The organism is Providencia sp. 6390, from assembly GCF_058148425.1.
This window is the reverse complement of sequence record NZ_JBYVYL010000008.1, coordinates 171,819-198,134: the sequence shown is the minus strand read 5'-3', so window position 1 is coordinate 198,134 and position 26,316 is coordinate 171,819. Positions and strand designations below refer to the sequence as shown.

24 protein-coding genes are annotated in these 26,316 nt (G+C 34.7%); 21 read left to right on the top strand and 3 right to left on the bottom strand.

From position 1 onward, the window contains the following. Positions 1 to 106: 106 nt before the first annotated feature. A complete protein-coding gene (pfkA, locus tag AC3Z9T_RS16895; protein WP_490127257.1) occupies positions 107 to 1,084 on the bottom strand; it encodes a 6-phosphofructokinase in 978 nt (325 codons plus the stop codon). A gap of 600 nt (positions 1,085 to 1,684) precedes the next feature. On the opposite strand from pfkA, the gene AC3Z9T_RS16890 reads away from it, so the two are divergent. Next, positions 1,685 to 1,831: a Hok/Gef family protein gene (locus tag AC3Z9T_RS16890; protein WP_490127256.1), complete on the top strand. Its 147-nt coding sequence runs from the start codon at positions 1,685 to 1,687 to the stop codon at positions 1,829 to 1,831. A 246-nt stretch (positions 1,832 to 2,077) separates the two neighbouring features. On the opposite strand, the gene loiP is transcribed toward AC3Z9T_RS16890, so the two are convergent. After that, a complete protein-coding gene (loiP, locus tag AC3Z9T_RS16885) occupies positions 2,078 to 2,827 on the bottom strand; it encodes a metalloprotease LoiP (protein WP_490127255.1) in 750 nt (249 codons plus the stop codon). Between the two features lie 424 nt (positions 2,828 to 3,251). Next, positions 3,252 to 3,794, bottom strand: a complete 543-nt coding sequence (locus AC3Z9T_RS16880) for a Spy/CpxP family protein refolding chaperone (RefSeq protein ID WP_490127254.1) — start codon at positions 3,792 to 3,794, stop codon at positions 3,252 to 3,254. Between the two features lie 154 nt (positions 3,795 to 3,948). On the opposite strand from AC3Z9T_RS16880, the gene cpxR reads away from it, so the two are divergent. The 20 genes from cpxR (at position 3,949) to AC3Z9T_RS16780 (ending at position 26,314) form a co-directional block, all read left to right on the top strand. After that, entirely contained in the window at positions 3,949 to 4,647 is a 699-nt protein-coding gene (gene cpxR / locus AC3Z9T_RS16875) for an envelope stress response regulator transcription factor CpxR (protein ID WP_490127253.1), read from the top strand. Beyond that, a complete protein-coding gene (gene cpxA / locus AC3Z9T_RS16870; protein WP_490127252.1) occupies positions 4,644 to 6,014 on the top strand; it encodes an envelope stress sensor histidine kinase CpxA in 1,371 nt (456 codons plus the stop codon). The genes cpxR and cpxA overlap by 4 nt, the downstream gene beginning before the upstream one ends. 499 nt (positions 6,015 to 6,513) lie before the next feature. Next, positions 6,514 to 7,953, top strand: a complete 1,440-nt coding sequence (locus AC3Z9T_RS16865) for a capsule assembly Wzi family protein (RefSeq protein WP_490127251.1) — start codon at positions 6,514 to 6,516, stop codon at positions 7,951 to 7,953. Positions 7,954 to 8,970: 1,017 nt separating this feature from the next. Continuing rightward, positions 8,971 to 10,029: a dTDP-glucose 4,6-dehydratase gene (gene rfbB, locus AC3Z9T_RS16860; RefSeq protein WP_490127250.1), complete on the top strand. Its 1,059-nt coding sequence runs from the start codon at positions 8,971 to 8,973 to the stop codon at positions 10,027 to 10,029. A 2-nt stretch (positions 10,030 to 10,031) separates the two neighbouring features. Continuing rightward, positions 10,032 to 10,898 carry a glucose-1-phosphate thymidylyltransferase RfbA gene (gene rfbA, locus AC3Z9T_RS16855; protein WP_490127249.1) on the top strand — a complete coding sequence of 289 codons (867 nt, stop codon included), beginning with the start codon at positions 10,032 to 10,034 and terminating at the stop codon, positions 10,896 to 10,898. Between the two features lie 2 nt (positions 10,899 to 10,900). Beyond that, entirely contained in the window at positions 10,901 to 11,308 is a 408-nt protein-coding gene (locus tag AC3Z9T_RS16850) for a sugar 3,4-ketoisomerase (protein ID WP_490127248.1), read from the top strand. A 2-nt stretch (positions 11,309 to 11,310) separates the two neighbouring features. Continuing rightward, entirely contained in the window at positions 11,311 to 11,832 is a 522-nt protein-coding gene (locus AC3Z9T_RS16845; RefSeq protein ID WP_490127247.1) for a GNAT family N-acetyltransferase, read from the top strand. Positions 11,833 to 11,840: 8 nt separating this feature from the next. Beyond that, the gene (locus AC3Z9T_RS16840) at positions 11,841 to 12,962 is read left to right on the top strand and encodes a DegT/DnrJ/EryC1/StrS family aminotransferase (protein ID WP_490127246.1); all 1,122 of its coding nucleotides are present in this window, start codon (positions 11,841 to 11,843) and stop codon (positions 12,960 to 12,962) included. Beyond that, positions 12,962 to 14,209, top strand: coding sequence for an O-antigen translocase (locus AC3Z9T_RS16835; RefSeq protein WP_490127245.1), 1,248 nt, complete (start codon positions 12,962 to 12,964; stop codon positions 14,207 to 14,209). Before AC3Z9T_RS16840 ends, AC3Z9T_RS16835 begins: the two co-directional genes overlap by 1 nt. Positions 14,210 to 14,274: 65 nt before the next feature. Beyond that, on the top strand, positions 14,275 to 15,438 hold the full coding sequence (locus AC3Z9T_RS16830; RefSeq protein ID WP_490127244.1) for a hypothetical protein: 1,164 nt from the start codon (positions 14,275 to 14,277) through the stop codon (positions 15,436 to 15,438). 33 nt (positions 15,439 to 15,471) lie between these two features. After that, complete coding sequence (gene wzy, locus AC3Z9T_RS16825; protein WP_490127243.1) at positions 15,472 to 16,692, top strand: oligosaccharide repeat unit polymerase; 1,221 nt, start codon at positions 15,472 to 15,474, stop codon at positions 16,690 to 16,692. Between the two features lie 4 nt (positions 16,693 to 16,696). Continuing rightward, positions 16,697 to 17,686 carry a glycosyltransferase family protein gene (locus AC3Z9T_RS16820; protein WP_490127242.1) on the top strand — a complete coding sequence of 330 codons (990 nt, stop codon included), beginning with the start codon at positions 16,697 to 16,699 and terminating at the stop codon, positions 17,684 to 17,686. 7 nt (positions 17,687 to 17,693) lie between these two features. Further along, positions 17,694 to 18,806, top strand: a complete 1,113-nt coding sequence (locus AC3Z9T_RS16815) for a glycosyltransferase (RefSeq protein ID WP_490127241.1) — start codon at positions 17,694 to 17,696, stop codon at positions 18,804 to 18,806. Beyond that, a complete protein-coding gene (locus AC3Z9T_RS16810; RefSeq protein WP_490127240.1) occupies positions 18,799 to 19,842 on the top strand; it encodes a polysaccharide biosynthesis protein in 1,044 nt (347 codons plus the stop codon). Before AC3Z9T_RS16815 ends, AC3Z9T_RS16810 begins: the two co-directional genes overlap by 8 nt. Before the next feature lie 2 nt (positions 19,843 to 19,844). Further along, the gene (locus AC3Z9T_RS16805; protein WP_490127239.1) at positions 19,845 to 20,717 is read left to right on the top strand and encodes a dTDP-4-dehydrorhamnose reductase family protein; all 873 of its coding nucleotides are present in this window, start codon (positions 19,845 to 19,847) and stop codon (positions 20,715 to 20,717) included. Then, complete coding sequence (gene wecB / locus AC3Z9T_RS16800) at positions 20,714 to 21,844, top strand: non-hydrolyzing UDP-N-acetylglucosamine 2-epimerase (RefSeq protein WP_490127238.1); 1,131 nt, start codon at positions 20,714 to 20,716, stop codon at positions 21,842 to 21,844. The genes AC3Z9T_RS16805 and wecB overlap by 4 nt, the downstream gene beginning before the upstream one ends. After that, positions 21,844 to 23,049, top strand: a complete 1,206-nt coding sequence (locus tag AC3Z9T_RS16795) for a glycosyltransferase family 4 protein (RefSeq protein WP_490127297.1) — start codon at positions 21,844 to 21,846, stop codon at positions 23,047 to 23,049. Before wecB ends, AC3Z9T_RS16795 begins: the two co-directional genes overlap by 1 nt. After that, complete coding sequence (locus AC3Z9T_RS16790; RefSeq protein ID WP_490127237.1) at positions 23,046 to 23,456, top strand: WbuC family cupin fold metalloprotein; 411 nt, start codon at positions 23,046 to 23,048, stop codon at positions 23,454 to 23,456. The genes AC3Z9T_RS16795 and AC3Z9T_RS16790 overlap by 4 nt, the downstream gene beginning before the upstream one ends. After that, on the top strand, positions 23,453 to 24,844 hold the full coding sequence (locus AC3Z9T_RS16785) for a mannose-1-phosphate guanylyltransferase/mannose-6-phosphate isomerase (protein WP_490127236.1): 1,392 nt from the start codon (positions 23,453 to 23,455) through the stop codon (positions 24,842 to 24,844). The genes AC3Z9T_RS16790 and AC3Z9T_RS16785 overlap by 4 nt, the downstream gene beginning before the upstream one ends. A 45-nt stretch (positions 24,845 to 24,889) precedes the next feature. Further along, positions 24,890 to 26,314, top strand: coding sequence for a phosphomannomutase (locus tag AC3Z9T_RS16780; protein WP_490127235.1), 1,425 nt, complete (start codon positions 24,890 to 24,892; stop codon positions 26,312 to 26,314). Positions 26,315 to 26,316: the final 2 nt, after the last annotated feature.

The following is a 26,316-nucleotide window of genomic DNA, read 5'->3' as shown; positions in this document are numbered from 1 at the left end:
AATTTATACAACAAAGGAATATGCAAGAGGAAAAACAGATGGGATCAAACCTGTACGGCCCAAACAATCAGGCTATACAGGTGAGATTTGCAATAATGGGGGTGAATTAATACAATTTTTTCGCAGTGTCGTACCAATCTTTCTTAAACACGCGCTTCATATTCATTACTGCATCAATAATATCATGATGAACCAATTTTTCGTTTTGAATACCAACGCAACGGCTACCGTAACCTTCTAACAATAGCTGAATTGAATACGCGCCCATGCGTGATGCCAATATTCGGTCATAAGCAACAGGTGAACCACCACGCTGAATATGCCCAAGTACTGTCGCACGCGTTTCATGATGTGTTTCTTCTTCAATATATTTTGCTAATTCATCAACATCACAAACATGTTCAGTAATCGCAACGATTGCATGACGTTTACCTTTCTCAATACCTTGTTTGATCTCAGATAACAGTTCTTCGCGATCAAATGCCATTTCATTTTCAGGTAAAACTAAGAACTCACAACCACCCGCGATCGCCGCTGATAGCGTCAGATCACCACAATAACGCCCCATGACTTCAACGATAGAAATACGTTTGTGAGAAGTTGATGTATCACGTAAACGGTCAATAGCCTCAACAACGGTTTCTAATGCCGTAAAATAACCGATAGTATAGTCAGTTCCTGCAACATCATTATCGATGGTACCCGGCAAACCAATGCAAGGGAAACCGGCTTCTGTCAGCGCTTTCGCACCAAGGTAAGAACCATCACCACCAATGACAACCAAGGCGTCAATATGATTTTTTTTCAGATTATCAATGGCAACAGCGCGAACTTTTTCATCACGGAATTGAGGAAAACGAGCAGAACCTAGGAAGGTGCCTCCACGGTTGATCATGTCGGAAACACTATAGCGGTCTAACAGCTTCATGCGGTTTTCATACAAGCCAAGGTATCCATCATAAATACCCATCACTTCTAAACCTTCACTCAATGCCGCTCGTACAACACCGCGGATTGCAGCATTCATACCAGGTGCATCACCACCACTTGTTAATACCCCAATTCTTTTAATCTGCTTGACCATGATGACCTCTGATTAATGAATATAAATTGCAAATCAATAAAAAGCACCCTTCAACACAGTGCTCTTCTAAATCAAATTCTGTTATAAACCGCCAGTGCTGAATTGATTCACCTAGCGCTATAATACGGTATAGAGACTGATATATACCTGCTTTCAATCAAGCTTTAATTGTTTATTGTGATCCAGCTTACATAATTTTAGCGCATAAAAATGATTACCACAGAACAGCGAACCACTATAGCGGTTGTTACCTTACTTCGAAACAGAAATTAAGAAATAATAACACTTATACTACACCAGAACTTAACCTTATGAGTGAAGGATATCGAAGGAATGAATCGTCTTAACCGATATTCCCTATTAGGGTTAAAAATACAAGGTAAAAGTGCGCGCTGACCTGTGCTAATTACCACGTCAAAATGCAGAAAGAATTCAAATTTGATAGGCTTTCGGTGGGTGCTTGATCCTTTTTGGTTCAAGCATGTTGTCTGAGCCAAAAATGAGAAAGCCCCGTTAGTGAATATGTTCAACCAACGGGGCGCAACTCTCAAACCAGACATTTGAGATTGTGCCTCTTAGCCAATAAGAGGTCAAGGAGAAATGACCAAGTATGCCTTTATGGTGGTACTTACTGTGTGTATCACTGTACTGTGCTTATCATCGATGCTACGCGACAAGCTCTGCTCGTTGCATATCACCAGTGGTAACACCGTAGTCCAAGCAACCCTCGATTACGAACTGAGGTAGTTGCTGAGCAGGGGGAACTTTTCCCTCTGCTATTTCTCTTTTCAGATGTTGAGGTTGTGGATACAAGCACCCTGTTTTTATATTTAAATTAACTTAACATTAAGTATAAAAATAACGGGTTAAATAAAAGAAATTTTGAGATGACAGTCTCAGACAAATAAGTAGAATTGAATTTGGAAGAAAATAAAAGATGGAAAAAGTAGTGGTAGTTAGCTACCACTACTGATCGCTTTAACAAATAAAGGATTACTTGTCTGAAGCAATACGATCACGAATATGTTGAGCACGCTCAGTTGATGGTGGGTGAGAGTCAAACATGCTACTTTCACCACCGCCTAATTTCGCTAATTTTTCAAAGCTGGTTGCTAAGCCTTCTGTCTTAATGCCACGCTTTTTCAACAGGTCATAAGAAAAGTCATCAGCTTGGCTCTCTTGATGTTGAGAGAACTGAGAATTAACCAGTTTTTCGCCCAAAGCAGCAACTTGTGATGCACTTAATTGCTCAACAACACCACCCGCTGAAGCCGCTGCGGTACGTGCAGCAACTGCTGCGTAAGCAACTTGCATTGCTTTACGTGAGTGCCCTAAAGCAACGTGCCCCATTTCATGGCCTAAAACGCCTTCGATTTCATTGTCATTCATCAGATCCATCATGCCACTGTATACACGTACACAGCCATTTGCCATCGCCCATGCATTGACATCATCGGTCAAATAAACTTTATAGTTAACAGGGGTTCCATTAACTTCATTACCTAATGCTTTAGCGATTTTATCTAAGCGTTTTGAATACTGGCTAGAAGTAGGTGCAATTTTATTCTGTGCATCCATCTCTTTACATGATTGGTCGCTTAATTGCTTCACGTCACCATCAGTTAAGGTCGCAGCTTGTAAAAGTTGCATACCTGAATTAGTTAGCATGCCCTGATCTAAATTTTTACACCCAGTCAAAATGACAGCTGAAACAGCGACTGCAACAAGTGCCTTCATTTTCATCTTATTTTTTCCTTTGCAATACACATAACTATTCTTTTTAAGCGTTAAAGACTATAAATTCTGAAAAAAATAACAATAGGAATATAGACAGATAGTACTCATCATATGAATTTTATCTGTTTTCTATCCAAATAGCAGAATTGCTAGCAGAATAAATCATACTATCTCAAATAATTCACTAAATTTTTATTTACCGTGAAAAATAATATTCCCTAAATAATTTGCGACTCCTCAGAATGGCAAGTCAAATAAGGTGCTAGATAAATATGAACTAGTGAACGACCCCTAACGGAAAGTGTTATAACTTGCAGTATGAGGAACATAAAAAAAAGCCCCTAAAAGGGGCTGTAAAAGACAGGGATGGTGTCTATGGCAAGGAAAAACTTCACTTATTGCTACTTCACTACTACGATCAAGAGAATCTTTATTGCAAAGCCTGAAACTGAGACATTCTTTGTTGGTGCATTTGCTCCAGTTGGGCTTTCTGTTCAGGTGTTAATAGCAGGTACAATTCATGATGAATTCGAGCCATTTCAACACGCTGATTCAACTCTTTTTGCAAACTTTTTTCTAACTGCTCACGAACGGCTTTTTCATCAAAGTTGTTCGCGACAATTAAATTGTGCAGTGCTTCACGCTCTTGCACAGAAACTGGGTCATCAAATTGATAACGACGCTGTGTTGCCATTAAATCACGCAATTGCTGACGCTGTTTTTCGTTTAACGTGATACCATTAAACATAAATGTACTTGTGCGTTCTTCACTACCAAATAACTCATGGTGTTGAAGTTGAGTCATTGCCGGAACTGAAGATGCAGACTCATTTTGCATTTGTAGCATTAGCGGGCTAGATATATCACCAGTTTGATTAATACTTTCTGGTGTATCCCCAAAAGCCGTCACTGAACCGATAATAAATGCAGAAGCTAACACCAACTTAACTGTTGTCTGTGAAGTTCTTTGCATTCTAGTACTCCTTGTTCTCGGACAGTGCTCGTGATTCAATGTGGATAACTATACGCCGGTGGCTGCAAACTAGCGTCAGAGCATGTAAAAGAACGTAAAGTCATGGAATCGTGAAGATTGTTATCGTATTTTGGCAGTTGGAGGACTTAAACACATGCATAAAATCCTATTAGTTGATGACGACCGTGAACTCACGTCGCTCTTAAAAGAACTGCTCGAAATGGAAGGTTTCAACGTTGTCATCGCCTATGATGGTGAACAGGCTTTACAACAGATTGACTCATCCATTGATCTACTATTGCTCGATGTCATGATGCCAAAGAAAAATGGTATCGAGACATTAAAAGAGCTACGTCAGATCCACCAAACCCCCGTGATTATGTTGACCGCACGTGGTAGTGAGCTCGATAAAGTATTAGGGCTTGAGTTAGGTGCGGATGACTATCTTCCTAAGCCATTCAATGACCGTGAATTAGTTGCCCGTATTCGTGCGCTACTCCGCCGTTCAAATTGGAGTGAACAAAACCAAGGTGATAATAGCAACACACCTGTTCTGCAAGTTGATAAGCTACAACTCAACCCAGGCCGTCAAGAAGCCAGTTTCGATAATGAAATCCTTGATCTAACAGGGACTGAGTTCACCCTACTTTATTTATTAGCACAACACCTTGGGCAAGTCGTTTCGAGGGAACATTTAAGCCAAGAAGTACTAGGGAAACGTCTAACCCCGTTTGACCGTGCCATCGACATGCACATCTCAAACTTACGTCGTAAACTTCCAGAACGTACAGATGGCCAGCCTTGGTTTAAAACCTTGCGTGGTCGTGGATACTTAATGGTTTCTGCAACATGATAAATAGCTTAACCGCAAGGATATTTGCGATTTTCTGGTTCACCCTCGCACTAGTGCTCATGCTAGTGCTGATGGTGCCCAAGCTTGACTCTAGGCAGCTCACTGTCCTTATGGAAAGTGAGCAACGCCAAGGGGAAATGCTTGAGCAGCACATTGAAGCTGAACTGGCTCAAGCACCGATGAATGATCTGCTTTGGTGGAGGCGAATTTCCAACTCCATTAAAAAATGGGCACCACCGGGCCAACGCTTGATTATTGTGACCAGTGAAGGCCGTGTTATTGGTGCAATGCCAAGTGAAATGCAAGTTATCCGTAACTTTATTGGGCAATCAGACAATGCTGATCACCCTAAAAAGAAAAAATATGGTCGCGCCGAGATCTTAGGCCCCTTCTCCATTCGTGATGGTGAAGATCACTACCAACTTTATTTAGTTCGCCCGGCAAATAGCCCACAATCTGACTTTATTAACTTATTGTTTGACCGGCCATTCCTGCTATTAATTGCCACTATGCTGATCAGCGCCCCATTATTGCTCTGGCTATCTTGGAGCCTTGCTCGCCCTGCGCGTAAACTCAAAATGGCGGCAGACGATGTAGCAAAAGGCAACTTACGCCCTCATCCTGAACTTGAATCGGGGCCGCAAGAATTTTTGTCTGCGGGCAACAGTTTTAACCAAATGATCAGTGCGCTTGATGGCATGGTAAGTGCTCAACAGCGATTGATCTCTGATATCTCACACGAACTGAGAACACCACTGACACGTTTGCAGTTAGCGACTGCTTTATTGCGCCGTCGACATGGTGAAAGTAAAGAATTAGAGCGTATTGAAACTGAAACCCACCGTCTTGACAGCATGATCAATGATTTACTCGTGCTATCACGTAGTCAGCACAAAAATGAGATCTTAAGGGAAAACATTAAGGCTGATGACCTATGGGGTGATATTTTAGAAGATGCAAAATTCGAAGCAGAACAGATGAACAAAACCCTCGATGTCACATCGCCACCGGGGTCATGGCCTATCTATTGCAACCCATCTGCGATTGGCAGTGCATTTGAAAACATTGTTCGTAACGCGCTGCGCTACTCAAATACTCATATTGCTGTCGATTTCAAAGAGGAAAACAACGGTATATTAATCACTGTTGATGATGATGGCCCAGGTGTTAGCCCTGCTGACCGTGAACATATTTTCCGCCCTTTCTACCGCACAGACGAAGCACGTGATAGAGAAACAGGTGGCACAGGCTTAGGCCTTGCGATTGTAGAAACCGCTATCTCACAACATAAAGGTTGGGTTAAAGCAGACGATAGCCCATTAGGTGGTTTGCGTTTGCAAATTTGGCTACCTGAACATGGGCGCTGATCCTACACAACCATAAATTTAACTTAAGGCTTCTTGGATTTGTCATCCTAAGAAGCCTCATTTCATTACATATCATTAACCGAGTACTAATATTTACATTAATATCCACTTAAGTAATATTCCTAATATTTATTTTCTTTCAAACTAAATAGCTATTTTAATCAAAGCTAAAAGTCATTTAAAAAAAATAGACACGGCAAACTTGTGTAAATAAGATTTATCCATTGAATTTTAACAAACGGTATTTTATTTATAGCGTTATAGCGATACCTAGAAGATACCGTTTATCTGATATATTGAAATGGCGCTTTTTATTTACGAATAAATTGCCTATGATAAATAACAGCAAAGCACACATGCCTAATCAACACAACTAATATAAAGGTAATGTTTGTGTGGGAATTATCACACTTAATTCGTGTGCTGCATTAAATTACTATTTTGCATATTTTATGCATCAAAATACAAAAATTAGACGACTCAACTCAATGGATTATCAATGAAAAATATCAAATTGACCAAGGTAGCCATCCTAACGTTATTGAGTGCAGTGAGTAGCAGCACACTAGCGGGTGGGCTAGTCCTTCCAGACAACAATTTAAGAAATGATCTGGCATGGCTTTCAGAACGAAACGTGATCCAAATTAGCCTTTCTACTTGGCCATTATCTTCAGAAGAAATCACCCGCGCATTAAATAATGCCAATATCACCAATAACGAACAAGAAGCCCTTGTCCAACGTATCAAACAACAACTCAACCGCACTAAAAACAGCGTTCAGCTACAAACCTACCTATCAACAGGTAAATCACCAATGCCACAAGGGTTCGCACAAAGCGAATACAGTGACTTCCGTTACACAGTTGAAGGCAACTACAGCACCGATGATGTTGATTTAAACTTAAAAGCCAATGCAGAACGTGCACTGCGCGTTGAAAATGGTTCTGACTACAACCTAAACGGCTCCTATGGTGGCGTTAAAGTGTGGAACCAATGGATAAGCTTTGGTGAAATCCCGCAATGGTGGGGACCCGGCCACGATGGTAGCTTAATTCGTACCGATGCCGCGAGACCAGTAACAGGTTTCCTACTACAGCGTGCAGATCAAAGCCCATTTGAAACACCTTGGCTTTCATGGATTGGTTCATGGCAATATCAGCTGACTGCTGGACAAATTAAACAGTACTCCTCGCAGCCACATACTAAATTGATCGGCCTGCGTATGACCATGAACCCAACAGATTTCTTTGAATTAGGCGGTTCACGTGTGGTTATGTGGGGTGGTGAAGGCCGTCCAAATAACTGGAATTCCTTCTGGAATGCCATGGGCGGTAGAGATAATACGGGCGACTACAATGACGACCCAGGTAACCAACTTGCTGGCCTAGATGCAAAAATTAAACTTTACCCATTAATTGGCTTGCCAGTCAGTATTTATGGCCAAATGATTGGTGAAGACGAAGCGGGTATGTTCCCATCGAAAAATGCTTTTATGGGTGGTATTGAAGGTTACCACACCGCTTGGGGCCAACCACTAAGCTGGTATATTGAAGGTGCCAATACTCACACCGAGTGGGATAAAAATGGCGTAATGTACACTCACTTTATCTATAAAAATGGCTACTACCAGCAAGGCGCCCCATTAGGCCATGCAATGGGTGGCGATGGTCGCATGATATCAGGGAAAGTGGAATACACACTTGACGATGATAACCGTGTTAGCACTCGTTTATTGTATGCAAAAGTCAATAAAGAAAGTGAATGGCAAAATAAAGCCTATCCAAAATCAGAAACAATTAAAGGTGTTGATTTAGGTTGGTGGCATAACTTTGATGACAAAGTAAATACCGATGCTAAAGTTTGGGTTTCAAAATCAGATTATAATACTCGCGATGATGTGGGTGCATCAGTCATGGTCACCATGCCATTTAAATGGTAATACCAACGATAATTTAAATTATTTTAGGTAAAAATCAATAAGGCGCTAGTGGCATGATAGTTATGTGGCTAGCGCTATACCAAGACTCGAACGCAAATAAATGCAACTTGTAACGCAGTAAGTATATATACTCAAATTAACAATAAATAAATGAGCCGCTAGGTAGATGTGCATACATAAGTATGTATACACAAAATAATTCGAGGTGCAATTAGGCGACAAGCAAATGAGGCGCTGGGAACCTACATAAGTAGGTGACTAGTGCGAGTGAGCATAGTCACTTATACCTTAACAAAAGGCGCTGCAACTTGAAGTATGACGAGTATAAGTTTGTTATTTATTCATCCCACACCTAAAAATGCATTCAACACAAAACAATAAACGTCGGGAAAATTAATTTATTCTAGACGCCTATTAATTGTCCTCGCACAACTTATAGTTGTTCTTTATTAATAAAACACTAATTACGTGTCCAAAACACAATAAGTGAATAAAAATTATATTTCGCTAAGTTATTTAGCTTATTTCCACACGGCACTAATGTATCAAAAGAGACTTAGTTTCAATAAATGGAACACTTCGATAAAAAATAGGGTTATTCTTCTTTACCTTAAAATAAAATTTTAGGCTTTCAGTAAGCGACGATTGAAATACGCATAACATGATAATTTAAAAGAGGTTATATAGTTGCTTAGATAAATAAGACTATTCTCTAAGACAATTACACTGATAGTCATCACCTATATTTAGTGTTATTATTAGGTGCTTTTGCTTGACCGTGTCAGCGCATAAGCAGACTCCTTTGTGAGTCATAAATGATAAGAAGTGCTTATCAATTGAGCGATTGCGAAAAAAGGTAACATTTTCAATTAATAAGCATAACAACAGAATTCAATGGTGCTCTGGGACCCGACAACCCAGTGCGGTAGCTATGGTCTAGCCTAATTAAATGATTAACATTTCTACCATAGTTAAATCTTCTCTTACTTAATAGATTATTAATTACCAAGGTTTTCAGTGAAAATATTAGTTACTGGTGGTGCAGGTTTTATTGGCTCGGCGGTTGTTCGTCATATTATTAATAATACCGATGACTCTGTTATTAATATCGACAAGCTAACTTATGCGGGAAATTTAGAATCACTTAATTCTATTTGTGAAAATAATCGCTATACATTTATTCAAGCCGATATTTGTGATGCGAAAAAAATTACAGATATATTTAAGCAATATCAACCTGACGCCATAATGCACTTAGCTGCTGAGTCACACGTTGACCGTTCTATTGATGGCCCAAGTGAATTTATCCAAACCAACATTATTGGCACTTACACACTATTAGAAGCCGCTCGCCAATATTGGAACCAACTGCCAGCAGATAAAAAAGCCGCCTTCCGCTTTCATCATATATCCACTGATGAAGTTTATGGTGACCTTGAGTCAACGACTGACCTTTTCACTGAAACGACTCCATATGCACCAAGTAGCCCTTACTCTGCATCAAAAGCGTCTAGTGATCACCTAGTTAGAGCGTGGCAACGTACCTATGGCTTACCAACCATCGTAACAAACTGCTCTAACAACTATGGCCCATTCCATTACCCTGAAAAACTGATCCCTTTAATCATCTTAAATGCACTAGAAGGGAAATCCTTACCTGTTTATGGTAACGGACAGCAGATCAGAGACTGGTTATATGTAGAAGACCATGCAAGAGCACTCTATAAAGTCGTTACTGAAGGTGAAATCGGTGAAACTTATAATATTGGTGGCCATAACGAGAAAGCCAATATTGATGTGGTGAAAACAATTTGTAGCATTCTTGAAGAACTGGCACCAAACAAACCAAGTAATATTGAGCATTATAGTGACCTCATAACTTATGTGACTGATAGACCAGGTCATGATTTACGCTATGCCATTGATGCAACAAAAATTAAAAATGAGCTGAACTGGGTGCCTGATGAAACGTTTGAAACTGGTTTACGTAAAACGGTTCAGTGGTATTTGAATAATTCAGAGTGGTGCAAGTCAGTTCAAAATAATAAATATAATAGAGAAAGACTAGGGGCTTAAAAGTGAAAGGTATTATTTTAGCGGGTGGTTCAGGTACAAGGTTATATCCAATCACGATGGGAGTATCTAAACAATTACTTCCTATCTATGATAAACCAATGATTTATTATCCGCTTTCAGTACTTATGTTAGCAGGGATCCGTGAAATACTTATTATCACCACACCTGAAGATCAAAGTAGTTTTGAACGTTTATTAGGTGACGGTTCTCAATTTGGTATCTCACTACAATATGCGATCCAACCAAAACCTGAAGGATTAGCACAAGCTTTTATTATCGGTGAAGAGTTTATTGGCTCTGATAGTGTTTGTTTGGTGCTGGGTGATAACATTTTTTGGGGGCAAGGTTTCTCACCCAAACTACTTAAGGCAGCTAACTCACAAACAGGCGCAACAGTATTTGGCTATGAAGTACAAGATCCAGAAAGATTTGGTGTTGTAGAATTTGACGCCGATTTTAATGCTGTTTCTATAGAAGAAAAACCTCTAAAACCAAAATCAAAATATGCGGTTACTGGCTTATATTTCTATGATAACGATGTTATTGAGATAGCAAAAAATATCGAACCGTCTGATCGTGGTGAACTTGAAATTACCACTGTAAACCAAATCTACCTAAAAAATAAAAATCTTAAAGTTGAGTTATTAGGTCGTGGTTTCGCTTGGTTAGATACAGGAACGCACGATAGTTTACTCGAAGCCTCTAGTTTTGTAGAAACCATAGAAAAACGCCAAGGTTTTAAAATTGCTTGTTTAGAAGAAATAGCTTATCGCCAACAATGGTTAACAGCAGAACAAGTGTTAGAAACAGCAAATAAATGTAGAAAAAATAGCTACGGCGAATATTTGATTAACCTTATTGAGAAATAGTAATGAAACTAGTTAATACAATTGAATTTAAGAAACTTGGTGATGATAGAGGTTCGTTAGTTTCATTAGAACAGAATAAAAATATTCCATTTGAAATTAAACGTATTTATTACATCTTTGGCACTAAAGATGGCGTTTCTCGTGGGTTTCATGCACATAAAGAATTAAGACAGTTAGCGATTTGTGTTCGAGGAAGTTGTCGCTTTGTTATGGATAATGGCAAAAATAAAGAAGAAATCATTTTAAATTGCCCCCATACAGGTTTACTGATCGAACCGATGCAGTGGCATGAAATGTATGATTTTTCAGAAGACTGTATTGTCGTAGTTCTAGCAAACGACCACTATAATGAAAGTGATTACATCCGTAATTATAGTGATTTTCTTACTTATAATGATTTTCTAGCTTAAATATGATATTACAATCTAAAACAGTAAAACTTCGTTTAGTTGATGAGAGTGATGCATCCTTTATATTATCACTTAGATTAGATGAAAGTTATAATAAATTCTTATCTTCTGTAAATAATGATATTGAAAAGCAAAAAGCATGGATAAAAAATTATAAACAAAAAGAAAATAATAATGAAGAATTCTACTTTATCATAGAAACTTTAAACGGTACTCCTTGTGGTACTGTTAGGGTCTACGATATCCATAATAACTCATTTTCTTGGGGAAGTTGGATACTCAATGAGTCAAAAACTAGAACTGCTGCTATAGAAAGTGCATTATTAGTTTATATATTTGGCTTTGATATTAAAGGTTATTCACGTTGTCATTTTGAGGTTATGAAAGGAAATGAAAAGGTAATTTCATTTCATGACAAATTCAATGCAAAAAAAATTAACGAAGACGATATTCACTATTATTATGAAATATTCCCTAATGATATTGTAGATATAAAAAACAAATTCAAAAATTTTATCAAATAGGTATAAAGATGATTCCTTTTCTAGACTTAAAATCGATAAATAACCAGTATCAAAGCGAATTGAAAGAAGCATGCGAAAGAGTTATAGATTCAGGATGGTATATAATGGGCAAAGAGTTAGAAAAATTTGAACATAATTTTTCTGCTTACTGTGGCACTAAATATACTATTGGTGTAGCAAATGGCTTAGATGCATTAACTTTAGTGTTACGTGCATGGAAAGAACTTGGAAAAATAAACGCTGGTGATGAAGTCATCGTTCAAGCTAATACTTATATCGCATCCGTCTTAGCTATTACTGAAAATGATTTAGTACCCGTTCTCGTAGAACCTGATGTTAATACCTATAATTTATCAGTTGAGAATATAAAAGCAGCAATTACAGACAAGACAAAAGTTATTTTACCCGTTCATCTCTATGGGCAAATCTCACCAATGCCTAAAATTATGGCTCTTGCACAAAAATATAATTTATTAGTTCTAGAGGATTGTGCACAATCTCATGATGCTAGCATCGATGGTAAAAAAGCGGGTAATTGGGGTCATGCGGCAGGATTCAGCTTCTATCCAGGAAAAAATCTTGGAGCACTAGGCGATGCCGGAGCAATAACCACTAATGATGAGCAACTAGCAGAAATTTTATATGCCCTAAGAAACTATGGTTCACATCAGAAGTACTTAAACCTATATCAGGGTGTTAATAGCCGCCTTGATGAGCTACAAGCTGCGTTGCTCAGTGTGAAACTCAAGTATCTCGGTAATGAAACGAAAACTCGCCAAAATATAGCATTAGCTTACTTAGAAAATATTAGTAATCCATTAATTAAGCTCCCATTATTAGTCAATACATATAAAAATAATATAGAACAACATGTATGGCATTTATTTGTTATAGCAACCGAACATAGAGAATTGCTCCAGAAGCATTTGACTGAAAATGGTATTCAAACATTGATCCATTACCCTACTCCTCCTCATAAACAACAGGCATACAGCCAATATAAACAACTTTCATTGCCAATTACTGAAAAAATCCACAACGAAGTTCTAAGTATACCAATCGGGCCAACAATGACTAATGAAGAAATATCTAAAGTTATTGAAGCATGTAATTCATTTGCGACTAAATAATGACATTAGTTAAAACATCATTGCTAAGCCTGATAGCTACTTTTTTTAAAATGCTATCAGGTTTAGTGATTAATAAAGCAGTTTCTGTCTATATTGGTCCAGCAGGGCTTGCCGTTATCGGACAGTTTCAAAATTTCAGTCAGCTTGTTCTAATCGCAGCCCAAGGGGCTATAAATAATGGTGTAGTAAAATACACGGCTGAATATGGTAAAGAAAGTGAAAAGCTTCCTTCACTATTTAGTACTAGTATTCGTATTAGTTTTACTACATCCATCGTTGTCGGTTGTATATTAGCAATATTTTCTAACTTCTTTTCTCTTAAAATATTAGATGATGTCCAGTATCAATTTGTTTTTATAATATTTGGTTTCACAATTATTTTATTTGTTTTAAATGGTTTGTTTTTATCTATCATTAATGGCCTTAAAGAAATAAGAAGCTATATAAAGATAAATATAATACAAAGCATATATTCATTAATTTTCACTAGCTTACTGATTTATTTTTTTGGACTAAAAGGTGCTTTAATTGCGTTAGCGACTAACCAATCCATAATATTTTTTATTACATTATTCATGCTCAGAAAGCATGAAGTAATAACATGGAAAAAATTCACTTCATCTTTTGATAGAAAGATATCTAAAAATCTTTTTTCCTACTCAGCAATGGCTATTACTTCTGCGATTATGGTTCCTACCTCACAATTTATCATTCGTGATTATATAGGAACAACCCAAGGATTAGACCAAGCAGGTTACTGGCAAGGTGTATGGTATATATCAACAACTTATTTAATGATAGTCACCACTGCTTTAAGCACCTATTACCTACCAAGACTTTCAGAAATCACGAGTAAGCAAGAGTTAAAAAAAGAGATTCTACAAGGTTATAAAATATTACTTCCAATCGTTATTGGATGTGGATTGATAATCTACCTATTACGTGATTTTATTATTTATTTACTTTTCTCTGATAGTTTCGCACCAATGAAACCATTGTTTACATGGCAGATAATAGGAGATGTATTTAAAATAGCTTCTTGGTTATTAGCTTATGTCATGGTCGCAAAATCATTAACAAAAGCATTTATAATCACAGAAATATCATTTTCTCTTAGTTTTGTTTTTATTTCAATCATGCTAATAAACTCATATGGTGCTATTGGCGCTACTATAGCATATAGTGTAAACTATATATTATATCTAACATTTGTTTTTTTAATTTTAAGAAAAAATAAAATAGTATAAATATGAAGAAAAATCACTTTTGTTTTTATTTGCCATCCTCAGTATATGGGGGAACGGAGTTGCTAATGTTAAGATTAGCAAATTATTTAGCGGACATAAAGAAATATACCATTACTATATATACAGCCAAAGGCTCTTTCATTGAAAGAAACAATGCTTACATTAAAAATAATATCATCATAAAATATGATATAGAAAGAGCCAATGAAAAAAAATTCATTATTAGCTCTAAGTATCTTTTGGAACTTTCTCATTTAATTAATAGAATAGAAGATGTTGATTTTTACATATGGCAACTTCAACCTATTGAGCTAATAAATCAGTTCTTTCCACTTAGAAAATTTGACCGTAATATGTTTTATTACAATTTAATCATTGATATTTTTTATAATAAAAGGAAGCAACTGGTAAAGAACTTACTAAAAAAATATAACAGCAATAACCAACTATATTTCATGGATTTAGATAACTATAATGAAACCAATAACTATCTTCACTTAGAATTAGAATCACCAATCTATATTCCTGTAGCCGTTCCATTTAATGACATCACTCAAAGGGATCACACCCCTCCTGATATTATAACTTTTTGCGTTATTTCAAGATTATCTTACAATTTCAAATATTATCCAATATTGCACTTTTTAAAGTCATTAGAAGAATACTCGAAGAAAAAAAGAATGACTATTAAAGTTAAAATCATTGGTGATGGAGAGGCATTTGATGAATTAAAAAGATATTCAGAATCCTCATCATTAATTATTGAATTATATGGACACATGAATATAGAGGCTGTTTACAAGGAAGTATTCCCTAGTGTAAATATATACTTTGGAATGGGCACATCCTTGATAGATAGTGCAAAATATTCTATACCAACAATTATTACAAATATAAGCAATGAAAACACTTCAGAAAATGAAATAAAGTACAGTTTGCTTTATGAATCTATTGGTTATTCATTAGGAAGTTATGAGAATAAAGGGCTGCATAGCCTAAGCGATTTACTAGATTTAATTTTATTAAACCCTAAGAAACATGGAGATTTATGTTTCAATTATGCAAAAGAAAATCATTCGGCCAATCAGGTTTTCGAAAAATTAATTAACAATATTAATAAAAATACAGAGAAATTAAAAATAACACAATCTGATATTATTAATGTAATGGCTGCTAATAAATTCATAGATTATATTGGTGAAAAAATCCGCTCCCTTTATAAAAAATAAAGATTATTCACCCTCATTTATAAAGAGAATCATGTGATAAATAAATATTTAATAGAAAAAACATACCTAAGTATATATATAATCGCAGCTTGCTTTTCTACTTACTTATTATTAGGTGATACAAATTTTACTGGCGAACTACATCGTTCTAGAAAAACCATTTCAGATTTAGAAGTGATATTGTTGTCTACATTAACCATACTATCTTTATTTTCAGTCATGCTCATTTATAGATTACTTAATATAAAAAGAATAAAGATTAGTAAAAACTATACTGTCTTCTATAATATAAAATACATCAATATATTTATTTTTTTTCTATTGTTAATTCAATTATCCTTTTTACTCAAAACAGGGATAGGTAAAATAACTGTTGGAGAGCAATCTAATAATGATAATTTTGCCACCCCAATTTTTTCATTTCTTAAGCCAGACCCTTTTATATATCTTTACTATATTTTAATTAGAAGTAAAAGTGGTTTTACGATAAAGACAAACAAATTATTCATCTTAAATATGATAATATTTTCATTGTTTAAAATAATGCAAGGCTGGACAGGGTTTATATTTATTTTATTTTTTATAGAAATGCTTTTCAGACAACGAAAAAAGCAAAGTTTAAAGCTACTCTTGTTACCTGTATTTGTAATATTCATTGGTGGATTTATCTATCAATATGCATATGTAATGAAAAATCAAATAAGAGGTAATAACATTGAAACTATATCTTATATTGACGGTGTATCATTGCTAGTAAATAGGCTAACAATGATACCAAACTCACTAGGAGCGTACCAAAATTATGATAGAATAGTCAGTTTGTATAGAGATGAGAACATCATAGCAAAAGAAGCTAAAGCTTTTTTCAGACCTATTATACCAGGCTCATTCATGAATAAAGACTTTAGAAATTTAAATAATAATGTAATGAACTCCTATACACCTGATTTAAACAAATTAACAAGCTCTGATTTTGGAATAGTAATGTATTTTAGTATATTATATGAAGCTAGTATATGGGACTTTTTAATTAGCTCTATTGCATCCATATTTTTATTAATTTTCGCGAAAATATATTTTGATACAATGGCTCAATATTCTGGGCAATTCGATTTTCTACTCTTCTTAATAATATTTAAATTAATCTATACTGTTAGCTTAGAGAATGTTTTTGCTCAAGGTTTTATACCATACATATTTATAACAATCGTCTTAATACTCTTTAAAGCAATTAATATAAAGAAAAGGTTATAATTTCATGATTATAAAAATGTGGCCATTACCACCAAAAAACACAAAAACAAATAGCTATATTTCTCTCATATTAAGTGATGACGTAGAATATAAAGAACATAAATGGACATTGGAATCTATATTAAACCGAAAATTTGATGTATTTCATATTCACTGGCCAGAAACTTATTTAAATCACACCTCACTAATTAAAAAAATAGTTTTTTCTTTTCTCGTAATAATTTATTTAATTTACATAAAGATTATTAGAAAGAAAATAATTTGGACAGTCCATAATATACGACCACATGAAGATACCACGCCAAAGATATCAGGCCTTTTTTATTTTTTGTTAAATAAATTTATTGATAGCTATATTTTCATGACAAACTCTTCAAAAGAAGAATTTTATTCTACTCATAAAATAAAAAAAGAAAAAAAACACTCAATAATACCCCATCCTTTATATAAATCAAAAGTTAGAATGAATAGAGAAAAAAATAATGATATTCTTTTTTTTGGTTTAATCCGGCCCTATAAAAAAGTCTTCACTCTCATAGATGAATATAAAAAAACAATACACAACGGAAATCTAATTATTCTCGGTAATTGTACCCCATCAGACAGAAATAAATTAGGCAAAGAAAAAAATAACGATAATAGAATTTCCTTAGAATTAGGATTCTATGAAGAAGCCAAATTAGACCAACTACTTTCAATTTCACATGGAGTTATTATACCCTATAAGAATATTACTAACTCAGGTGTTCTATTCAAAGCTATATCGATGAATGCACACATATTACTTCCTAAATTAAAATATACACAAGAAGTACTAGAAAACTTAAACTATAAAAATTATTTATTTTTTGAAAATGAAGTGACAACAGAAGCTTTAAATAAATTTTTTCATTTAAAAAAAACCTATCCATTTATACTAAATATAGATAACTATAATAATCATATTGTCGAAAGCCACCGTATAGCATATTTAAATTTGCTAAAAAAAAATTAAATTACATATGAAGAAAATACTTATAGCTACAAGTTATTACCTACCTGCATATAAAGCAGGAGGCCCTATAAAAAGTATAAAAAATTTAGTAACTTTATTATCCAAAAATTATACTTTTGAAATATTGACATCAAATAAAGATATAGATGGCAAGGTATTAGAAATAACATCGGAAAACAAGAGTGAAAAAAATCAAGAAGTATTTTATGCAAAGAATACATTGGACCTAATAATATATATATTTAAAACAAGGAAACATGTAGACCTTTACTACTTAAATAGTTTTTTTTCCTTTAAATATTCGATAATATTTCAAATCTTAAATAAACTAAACTTAATCAACAAAAAAACAATATTGATTGCCCCTAGAGGTGAATTAACTCATGGTGCCTTAACTATAAAAACAAAAAAGAAAATGGCTTACTTATTTTTTTTCAAAAAGATATTGTTAAAGAAAAATATTAAATTCCATTTCACCAATCAAATGGAAGCTCTAGAGGCAATTAATTTTATTGGTAACGTTCCTTATAATATTGCACCGAATATGCATGATATACCATCTCCACATATGCATAAAAATAAGGAGAATGGAGTTGTTAATTTAATTTACTTATCTAGAGTAACAGAGAAAAAAAACCTACATACCGTATGTCATGTTTTATCAAAAATAACGAGTGGAAAAATCAAATTTACTATTGCAGGAAATATTGAAAATGAAGAATATTGGAAGCACTGCATAGGTCTCTTAGAAAAAAATAAAGATGTCGTTTCCCTTAACTATATTGGTTCTTTACACCCTAACGAAGTATCATTTGTCTTACAAAATAATCATTTATTTTTTCTACCTACACTAAATGAAAATTATGGGCACGCAATAGTTGAAGCCATGACAAATTCAAATATAGTCTTAATTTCAAAAAACACACCATGGCTATTAGTAAAAAATTATGGGGGTGGTGTTTTTGATGAATATGATACAGAAAGCTACATCTCCTTTATAGAAAAAATAATAAAGATGGATAGTGATGAGTTTAATCATATTACAAAAAATATTCATACATATATTTTAAATGAACTTAATAAAAATATAGAAACTATACAAGAGGTTTTTAATGAATAACTTTGATGAAAAAACTTTACTAATAACGGGTGGAACAGGCTCTTTTGGTAATGCAGTACTTCGCCGTTTTTTAAACACAAATATCAAAGAAATACGCATCTTCTCTCGAGATGAAAAAAAACAAGATGATATGCGTAAATACTTTCAATCAGATAAGCTTAAATTTTATATTGGCGATGTAAGAGATTTACAAAGTGTGTCTAATGCGATGCGTGGAGTTGACTATGTTTATCATGCTGCAGCTCTAAAACAAGTACCATCTTGTGAGTTTTATCCATTAGAAGCAGTGAAAACAAATGTGTTGGGTACAGAAAATGTGCTTGAATCTGCTATAAATCATAATGTAAAAAGAGTCGTTTGTTTGAGCACAGATAAAGCTGTTTATCCTATCAACGCGATGGGAATTTCAAAAGCTATGATGGAGAAAGTAATTGTAGCTAAGAGCCGTAATCTTGAAAATACTAACACTACGATTTGCGGCACACGATATGGGAATGTCATGGCCTCTAGGGGCTCAGTAATTCCATTATTTATTCGCCAAGTCGTAAATGGGAACCCAATCACAATAACAGATCCCAATATGACACGATTTATGATGACTTTAGATGACGCAGTCGACTTAGTTTTGCATGCATTTCAAAATGGTTCAAATGGCGATATTTTTGTACAGAAAGCCCCTGCAGCTACTATTGAAGTACTAGTTAAATCTATACTAGACATCATGGGTAAACCAGAACATCCAGTGAATATTATCGGTACTCGCCATGGTGAAAAACAGTATGAAGCGTTATGCAGCAGAGAGGAGATGTTTGTAGCACAAGATCAAGGTAATTATTACCGAGTACCAGCAGATAATCGAGACCTTAATTATTCAAAATACTTTGAAGAAGGTGAAAAAGATCTCTCTTCGGTTGCAGATTACAATTCTCATAACACTGAACGCCTAGATGTAGAGGAAATGAAGCAACTCCTTCGCAAACTTGATTTTATAAAAGAAATAGAATCAGGAAATTTTGTTGTCCCAGAAGGAGTCTAGTAATGAAGGTTCTTGTAATTGGCGCAACCGGAATGCTAGGCTATAGCTTATTTTCTAATTTGAGTGACTATAACCATTTAGATGTTTTTGGTACAGTTCGCTCAATTAAAGGAAAAGAAATATTTTTTAAAAATAGAACAAGTAAATTAATCTATAACATTCATATTAACGATATTAATAGTATCGAAAAAACTATTAGTGATCTTAAACCCGATATAGTATTAAATTGCATTGGTCTTATAAAGCAACATGATATCTCTAAGCAACATATATCTGCAATTTCAATTAACTCATTATTTCCACACCAGTTAGCTAATATCTGTGATGACAATAATTCAAAACTAATTCATTTTTCAACAGATTGCGTCTTTGATGGCATGATAGGTAATTATAAAGAAAATGACTTACCTACAGCAACAGATTTATATGGGAAATCAAAATGTCTCGGAGAAATTAATTACGGAAAGCATATAACATTACGGACATCTATAATTGGCCATGAGCTATCAACATCTGTTAGCCTGATTGATTGGTTTTTAAATCAAGAAAATTGTATAGATGGCTTTTCAAAAGCTATTTTTTCTGGCTTACCTACTTGTTATATTGCCAAAATCCTCGCTGAACTGGTTTTTACAAATCCAGAACTAAAAGGTATGTATCATTTATCTGTAGATCCTATAGATAAATTTTCTTTACTTTCATTAGTAGCTGAGAATTATAAAAAGAGAATCACTATTAACAACAATGCTAGTTTTAGTATTAATCGTTCACTAAACTCGAATAACTTTAGAAATCTAACAGGTTTTGTACCACCTAAATGGTATGAACTAGTTGAGTACATGCATAGCGATTATATCAAGAGATACGTATTATGAAAAAAATAAAAATTGTAACTGTTGTTGGGACAAGGCCAGAGATCATTCGTTTATCCCGTATAATTGCAAAATTAGATAAGTACTGTGAGCATATATTAGTACATACTGGCCAAAACTATGATTATGAACTCAATCAAATATTTTTCGATGACCTAGGAATTCGCTCCCCTAATTATTTTCTTGAGTGTGCTGGAGCCAATCCCGCCGAAACAATGGCTCAGGTTATTAGTAAATCTGATAAGCTATTTGAAAGCATAGAGCCAGAAGCAGTTCTGATTCTTGGAGATACAAATAGCGCATTAGCTGCAATTTCAGCTAAGCGTAAAAAAATACCAATATTTCATATGGAAGCAGGTAATCGCTGCTTTGATCTTCGAGTACCCGAAGAAATTAACAGAAAGATTGTTGACCATATTTCTGATGTCAATATGCCTTATAGCGATATCGCTCGTAGCTATTTATTAAGAGAAGGTATAAATCCTGATTTTATTGTTAAAACAGGTAGTCCAATGGATGAGGTTCTAACATTTTATCATGATAAAATTCAGAACTCCGATATATTAAATCGATTATCTCTTACTCCTGGTGATTATTTCGTTGTTAGTGTTCACAGAGAAGAAAATGTTGACTCAGAAAAAAATATTCATTCTTATGTAGAAGCTTTAAATATAATAGCAGATAAATATAATCTACCTGTCATCGTTTCTACCCACCCAAGAACCCGAAAAAAAATTGAAGCTCTAAATCTTAAGTTTGATGATAGAATAAATTTAATAAAACCTCTTGGCTTTAGTGATTATGTCTGTTTACAGAAAGAAGCCAAAGTAGTATTGAGCGATAGCGGAACAATAACAGAGGAATCATCAATTTTAAATTTCCCAGCTGTTAATATTCGCGAGGCTCAGGAAAGGCCAGAAGGCTTCGAAGAAGGCGCTGTAATGTTCACAGGAATGAATATTACACGTATTCTACAAGCTATTGAAATATTAGAAACACAACCAAAGGGAAATGATAGGTTAATTAATAAAGTTCAAGACTATATTGCCCCAAATGTTTCTGACAAAGTCCTCCGTACTATATTAAGTTATATTGATTACGTAAATAGAGTAATTTGGAAGAAAATTTAATGCACTTAGCCTTAATTATTGATGATTATCTGCCCCATAGTACACGAGTTGGGGCAAAAATGTTTCATGATCTCGCTTGCTATTATATTTCATTAGGCCATCAAGTTACTGTAATTACACCAGTAGAAAATCAAAAAGAAAAGTTAGTTCAGTGTCATATCGATTCTGTTAATGTTTGGTATTTTTCAAGTGGCCCCATAAAAAATACCCATAAAATAAAACGAGCAATTAATGAAACTTTACTTTCATTTCGTGCATGGTCAGCTATATCATCAAAAGTAAAATCAAAAACTTTTGATGGCATAGTTTATTATTCCCCATCAATTTTTTTTGGAACACTAGTATCCAAAATTAAGGCTCGTTGTGAATGTAATGCCTACCTTGTATTACGAGATCTTTTTCCCCAATGGGTAATTGATGCAGGAATGATTAAAAAAGGCTCTATTATTGATAAGTATTTTAGCTTTTTTGAACAATACTCATATAACCAAGCTGATATTATTGGTTTAATGTCTGAAAAAAATAAACAAATTTTTGACCACAAAACAAATAATATTTATCCCACTGGCATTCTTAGAAATTGGGCTTCATTGAAGCCTCATAATTTGACTTCATGCCAGACCAGTATCCGAAGCAAGCTTAATCTAGAAGATAAAATAATCTTCTTTTATGGCGGCAACATCGGACATGCGCAAGATATGGCAAATCTAATGCGCTTAGCAAAATCTATGAGTGATTATGAACAAGCCCATTTTTTATTTGTTGGTCAAGGTGATGAAGTAAGTTTAATAAATCAATTAGCTAAAGAATGGGACCTAAAAAATTTTACCTATTTACCTTCTGTGGATCAGGTCGAATTTAAAAACATTCTTGCCGATATCGATATCGGCCTTTTCTCTTTATCAGCTCAGCATACCGCACACAATTTTCCAGGAAAATTACTAGGCTATATGGTTCAATCAATTCCAATTCTAGGTAGCGTCAATTTTGGTAATGACTTACTTGAAATTGTAAATAGCCATAATGCAGGTTTGATAACTGTAAATGGTGATGATGAACAATTATTAAATAATGCATTATTACTTTACCAAGATACAAAACTAAGGTCTAAAGTTGGCCGTAATGCATTTTCTCTACTTGAACATGAATTTTCCGTTCAATCTGCAGGAGATTCTATTATTAAAAGGCTAAAAAATATAGAATGAAAATATATGATAGTGAATATTTATCTTCCCTTATTGAAAAAGCTAGAAATGCTCAAATAAAAAGAGCTCATCTAAATTTACATACTAGTTATAATGAAAAAGTTCAAAGGTTATTTATAGCATTAACAAGAGGAAGTTATGTTAGCCCTCATTATCATGCACTTCCACATCAATGGGAAATGTTCATAATAATCAGCGGTACGATTAAAGTATTGCATTATAATGAGAAAGGAATAATCACTTCAGAAATATTAGTTGGAGATGGGCAATCTACCAAAGTTATGGAATTTTCACCAGGGGACATTCATAGTGTTGAGTGCATTTCTGAAACAGCATTAATGCTAGAAATCAAAGAAGGCCCCTATATTGAGCAACATTCTAAAACCCTATTTGAAATAAAGACATGAATCTATTACCAGTAATTATGGCTGGAGGCTCCGGTAGTCGCCTTTGGCCTATGTCTCGTACCCACTACCCTAAACAATTTTTACCTTTAATTGATAATAACTCAATGTTACAAAATACAATCTTGCGATTAAATGAGTTAGAGCATTTACCTGCAACTTTAGTTTGTAATGAAGAACACCGTTTTCTAGTTGCGGAGCAGTTAAGGCAGTGTGATATTGAGCATTCTGGAATCCTACTTGAACCCTGTGGGCGTAATACAGCTCCAGCTGTAGCTTTAGCTGCATTACAAGCCATGCAAAATTATGATGACCCTATTCTATTAGTGCTTGCAGCGGATCATATGATCAGAGATACAAATGTATTTATAGACTCAATCAAGCATGCACTACCACTTGCAAACAAAGGTAACTTGGTAACTTTTGGTATTGTCCCAACTAAACCTGAAACTGGATATGGTTATATACGATCTGGTGATTTATTAACTGATGCAAATGCTTATACTGTCGATGCCTTTGTTGAAAAACCAAACCACTTAGTTGCCAAACAATATTTAGCACACGGTGGGTACTATTGGAATAGTGGTATATTTATGTTTAAGGCATCACGTTATTTACAGGAACTTAACAAATTTCGTCCAAATATATTGGAAATAAGCGCATTAGCTTTTACCAACGCACATCATGATTTAGATTTTATTCGAATTGATAAAGAAAGCTTCACTGAGTGCCCAAGCGAATCTATTGACTGTGCAATAATGGAAGAAACAAACGATGCAGTTGTTATCCCTTTAGACGCTGGTTGGAATGATGTTGGAGCTTGGTCCTCTCTCTGGGAAATAAATGCCAAAGATGAACATGAAAATGTAATCCGTGGTGATGTTTTAGTGGAAGGAAGTAAACGTTGCTATATCAACTCCTCTGAACGTTTAATTGCTGCTGTGGGAGTCAAAGATTTAGTCATTGTAGACACTAAAGATGCATTACTGGTTGCACATCGTGATAATGTCCAAGATGTGAAAAAGATCGCATCTAGTTTAAAAAATAGTAATCGGAAAGAATTTTTGCATCATAGGGAAGTCCATCGACCTTGGGGAAAATCTGACCATATTGCTGAGGGTGATCGCTACCATGTGAAAAAAGTAGTTGTATTACCAGATAAAAAAACAGCTTTCCAAATTCACTATCACCGTTCAGAGCATTGGATTGTGGTTTCAGGTACAGCAAAAGTATATAAAGATAACGAAAGCTATATTATAACAGAAAATGAATCTATTTATATACCATCAGGCACTAAACACTGCTTTGAAAATCCAGGAAAAGTACCTCTTGAAATAATTGAAGTAAGAACCGGTAGCTATTTAGAAGAAGACGATATTACTCGAGTATAAATTTAGTTAACAATTGTCGATGATAATACGTTAGGATCGTACTGCATGCTAAACTCAACAGTAGTTATTAAAAAATCTGGTATACAATTTGGCACAAGTGGTGCTCGCGGTTTAGTCACTCAATTTACAAATGAGTCCTGTGCAGCTTTTACTCATGCCTTTATTAATAGTATCAAAAATAAATTTGAATTTGATAAAGTGGCAATTGCAATCGATAATCGCCCAAGTAGTGGTTTTATCGCAACTGCATGTATTGATGTAATTAAACAACAAGGAATGGAGCCCCTATATTACGGTGTCATTCCAACCCCTGCTCTTGCATATACTGCAATGAAAAACAACATTCCTTGTATCATGGTCACTGGCAGTCACATTCCATTCGATAGAAACGGATTAAAATTTTATCGTCCTGATGGAGAGATTACCAAAATTGATGAAATAGAAATACTAAATAATAACTTTCAATTTCAAATGTCTAATAAATTATCATCTACTTTATTAGTAAACTCATTAGCTGCTGATGAATATATTAATCGTTACGCTTCTATTTTTGATGAAAATTTGCTAACTGGTAAGAAAATTGGTATTTATGAACATTCCAGCGCAGGACGTGATATTTACTCTATTTTATTCAAAAAACTTGGCGCTGATGTTGTTTGCCTAGAACGTAGTAACCACTTTGTGCCGATTGATACCGAAGCAGTATCCGAAGAAGATAAAAACAAAGCTAAATTGTGGTCTGAACAATATAAGTTAGATGCTATATTCTCGACCGACGGTGATGGCGATCGACCCCTTGTTGCCGATGAAAACGGTGAATGGTTACGTGGCGATATATTAGGTTTGTTATGTGCATTAGAAATGAAGATAGAAGCACTAGCGATCCCTGTTAGCTGTAATACCGTTATTTCATCTCATGATGCTTTTAAGTGTGTGAAACAAACCAAAATTGGCTCTCCATATGTTATTGAAGCATTTTCTGACTTAGCAAAAGACTACAGAAAAATAGCTGGTTTTGAAGCCAATGGTGGATTCCTTTTAGGATCTAATATTGAAATAAATGGTAAGCAAATATCAGAGTTGCCTACAAGAGATGCTGTCTTGCCTTTTTTGATGTTATTATCCGCCGCAAAAAAGAAAGGTATTGCTAAACTGGTCTCAGCATTGCCACAGCGCATAACCTTTAGTGATAGAGTACAAAATTTTGCTACTGAAAAAAGCAAACCTATTCTCGAAAAAGCAAAAGAGAACCCACAACATTTATTACAACACTTAGGTTTTGGTGACGAGCAATTACTCGAGTTAAATACCATTGATGGGCTAAGAATGACATTGTCGAATGGCAATATTATTCATCTAAGACCATCTGGTAATGCTCCTGAACTAAGATGTTATGCAGAAGCTAATGATCATGAAACAGCACAAGCTATTGTCCATCAATCACTAAAAAATATTCAAACGTTCTCTTAATT

Coding starts and splice junctions, on each gene's coding strand:
- AC3Z9T_RS16810 (WP_490127240.1), top strand. CDS start 18,799: ATGAATAACTTTGATGAAAAAACTTTACTAATAACGGGTGGAACAGGC.
- loiP (WP_490127255.1), bottom strand. CDS start 2,827: ATGAAAATGAAGGCACTTGTTGCAGTCGCTGTTTCAGCTGTCATTTTG.
- AC3Z9T_RS16865 (WP_490127251.1), top strand. CDS start 6,514: ATGAAAAATATCAAATTGACCAAGGTAGCCATCCTAACGTTATTGAGT.
- pfkA (WP_490127257.1), bottom strand. CDS start 1,084: ATGGTCAAGCAGATTAAAAGAATTGGGGTATTAACAAGTGGTGGTGAT.
- wecB (WP_490127238.1), top strand. CDS start 20,714: ATGAAAAAAATAAAAATTGTAACTGTTGTTGGGACAAGGCCAGAGATC.
- AC3Z9T_RS16820 (WP_490127242.1), top strand. CDS start 16,697: ATGATTATAAAAATGTGGCCATTACCACCAAAAAACACAAAAACAAAT.
- AC3Z9T_RS16830 (WP_490127244.1), top strand. CDS start 14,275: ATGTTAAGATTAGCAAATTATTTAGCGGACATAAAGAAATATACCATT.
- AC3Z9T_RS16790 (WP_490127237.1), top strand. CDS start 23,046: ATGAAAATATATGATAGTGAATATTTATCTTCCCTTATTGAAAAAGCT.
- AC3Z9T_RS16780 (WP_490127235.1), top strand. CDS start 24,890: ATGCTAAACTCAACAGTAGTTATTAAAAAATCTGGTATACAATTTGGC.
- AC3Z9T_RS16785 (WP_490127236.1), top strand. CDS start 23,453: ATGAATCTATTACCAGTAATTATGGCTGGAGGCTCCGGTAGTCGCCTT.
- cpxR (WP_490127253.1), top strand. CDS start 3,949: ATGCATAAAATCCTATTAGTTGATGACGACCGTGAACTCACGTCGCTC.
- AC3Z9T_RS16835 (WP_490127245.1), top strand. CDS start 12,962: ATGACATTAGTTAAAACATCATTGCTAAGCCTGATAGCTACTTTTTTT.
- AC3Z9T_RS16890 (WP_490127256.1), top strand. CDS start 1,685: ATGACCAAGTATGCCTTTATGGTGGTACTTACTGTGTGTATCACTGTA.
- AC3Z9T_RS16880 (WP_490127254.1), bottom strand. CDS start 3,794: ATGCAAAGAACTTCACAGACAACAGTTAAGTTGGTGTTAGCTTCTGCA.
- AC3Z9T_RS16840 (WP_490127246.1), top strand. CDS start 11,841: ATGATTCCTTTTCTAGACTTAAAATCGATAAATAACCAGTATCAAAGC.
- AC3Z9T_RS16850 (WP_490127248.1), top strand. CDS start 10,901: ATGAAACTAGTTAATACAATTGAATTTAAGAAACTTGGTGATGATAGA.
- AC3Z9T_RS16815 (WP_490127241.1), top strand. CDS start 17,694: ATGAAGAAAATACTTATAGCTACAAGTTATTACCTACCTGCATATAAA.
- AC3Z9T_RS16805 (WP_490127239.1), top strand. CDS start 19,845: ATGAAGGTTCTTGTAATTGGCGCAACCGGAATGCTAGGCTATAGCTTA.
- AC3Z9T_RS16795 (WP_490127297.1), top strand. CDS start 21,844: ATGCACTTAGCCTTAATTATTGATGATTATCTGCCCCATAGTACACGA.
- AC3Z9T_RS16845 (WP_490127247.1), top strand. CDS start 11,311: ATGATATTACAATCTAAAACAGTAAAACTTCGTTTAGTTGATGAGAGT.
- cpxA (WP_490127252.1), top strand. CDS start 4,644: ATGATAAATAGCTTAACCGCAAGGATATTTGCGATTTTCTGGTTCACC.